This is a genomic window from Phaeovulum veldkampii DSM 11550 (genome assembly GCF_003034995.1).
GTDB classification, from domain to species: domain Bacteria; phylum Pseudomonadota; class Alphaproteobacteria; order Rhodobacterales; family Rhodobacteraceae; genus Phaeovulum; species Phaeovulum veldkampii.
Genome location: NZ_PZKF01000095.1, coordinates 1 through 2,142, shown reverse-complemented (window position 1 = coordinate 2,142; position 2,142 = coordinate 1). Strand labels below are relative to the sequence as shown.

The 2,142-nt window shown below is 59.9% G+C and carries 2 protein-coding genes; both read left to right on the top strand.

The window, feature by feature from the left end; all coding sequences use genetic code 11:
- On the top strand, window positions 1–1,257 hold a 1,257-nt coding region (locus C5F46_RS15975; protein ID WP_107326286.1), incomplete at its 5' end, for a DNA methyltransferase.
- A 2-nt stretch (window positions 1,258–1,259) separates the two neighbouring features.
- The coding region (locus C5F46_RS15970; protein WP_181317779.1) for a DEAD/DEAH box helicase family protein at window positions 1,260–2,142 on the top strand (883 nt) is incomplete at its 3' end.

Sequence of the window (2,142 nt, the reverse complement as noted above, 5' to 3'; positions counted from 1 at the left end):
CTCACCGTCGAAAACATCCCAATTGGTGATTGGAACGATGAATACAAAACAATTTTGTTGGGGCTTAACGAGGGCGACTTGGCCGAACTGAAGGAAATAATTAATGCGGATAATCGAGATCAAGCGGGCGTCGATAGGTGTAACGCAATCCTCAAACATGCACGAACAGAGTCTCTTGCTCAGCATTTCAAGCGACTGAACATTCCATCAAAAGAGCAGACTCAGTATAAGTTCGACAACGCTTGGAGGATTATCCAAGCTGTCGGCTCTTCGAGTGTTTTGGCTTTGGCCAAATCATTGCCGCGCCTTAATCAAGAGATTTCAGCAGGACTTTCGGCGCGCGGCCTTGTATACTTGTATAAGTCGGATTTCGATCAAGATGCAAAGCAGCCTCGCATTCAGGTTATATTTGCTGATGAGAACCTCATGCGAAATCCAGGTGATTTCTGGACTGATATCAAGACAACCGGCGGAGTTGGTCAAGAGGGTGGCGTGCTCTTTCCCAATGGAAAGAAACCCGAAGCCCTCATTCGCCGAATAATTGGTATGTGTACTCAGCCCGGCGACCTCGTCCTCGATTCCTTCGCTGGCTCCGGCACCACCGGCGCGGTGGCGCACAAGATGGGCCGTCGCTGGATCATGGTGGAGCTGGGCGACCACGCCAAAACCCATATCGTGCCCCGCCTGCAAAAGGTGATCGACGGCACCGACAAGGGCGGCGTGACCGAGGCCACGGGCTGGAAGGGCGGGGGCGGCTATCGCTTTGCCCGCCTCGCCCCGTCGCTGATGGAAAAGGATGCCTGGGGCAATTGGGTCATCCGCGCCGAATACAACCCGGCCATGCTGGCCGAGGCGATGTGCAAGCACTTCAACTACACCTACGCCCCCTCGACCGAGCATTTCTGGATGCACGGCCACAGCTCCGAGACGTCCTACATCTATGTCACCACCAACAGCCTGACCGGCGCCCAGCTGCGCGCCCTGTCGGACGAGGTGGGCGAACACCGGAGCCTTCTGATCTGCTGCTCGGCCTATGAAGAGGCGGGCACCAGCGCCCTGTCGAACCTGACCATCCGCAAGATCCCCGGCGCGGTGCTGGACCGCTGCGAATGGGGCAAGGACGACTACTCGCTCAAGATCAGCTCGTTGCCGATGATGCAGGAGGAGGATGAGGACGACGCAAGCCCGGCCGTGAAGCGGCCCGGCAAGGCCGACACCACGACCGGCGATCTCTTCGCCGATGAGGCGGAGGGCTGAGGATGCAGAACATCGACCCCAAGCGCGCCGTCATCCAGATCACTCAACGCCTGTCCCTGCGCAAACCGCAGGCCGAGGCTCTGCGGCGGCTGGACGATATCGTCGACCTGATCGCCCCGTCCAAGGACACCGATGTCGCCGCCGCGCGCGACGCCGTGCGCCAAGTCTATGGCCCGATGCCCGATGCACAATTCGAAGACTTTGAGCGCGACTTCCCCTCGATCTGCTTCGCGCTGGCCACCGGCGTCGGCAAGACGCGGCTGATGGGGGCGTTCATCAGCTATCTCTATATGATCGGCAAAAGCCGCAACTTCTTCGTTCTGGCCCCGAACCTGACGATCTATGAAAAGCTCTTGGCCGATTTCCAGCCGACCAGCCCGAAATACGTGTTCCGCGGGATCGAAGCCTTCGCGCATCAGGCGCCGCTGATCGTCAACGCCGAAAATTACGAGGAAGGGCGCGGTGTTCGCGGGGCCGACCTGTTCGGCCGCGAAGGGGCGATCATCAACATCTTCAACATCTCGAAGATCAACTCCGAGGTGCGTGGCGGCAACGCGCCCCGGATCAAGCGCCTGCAGGAATACATCGGGGACAGCTACTTCGCCTATCTGTCCGGCCTCGACGACCTCGTCCTGCTGATGGACGAGGCGCATCGTTATCGCGCCTCGGCCGGGGCCAAGGCGATTGCCGAGTTGAAGCCGATCCTCGGTCTGGAGGTGACCGCAACGCCCAAGAGCGTCGGGGCGCGGTCGGCCGAGTTCAAGAATGTTGCCTATCGCTACGAGCTGCCGGACGCGATGGAGGACGGCTATGTCAAGGAGCCGGCGGTCGGCACGCGCGCCAACTTCGACCCGAAGTCGGTCGATGACGCGACGCTGGAGCGGA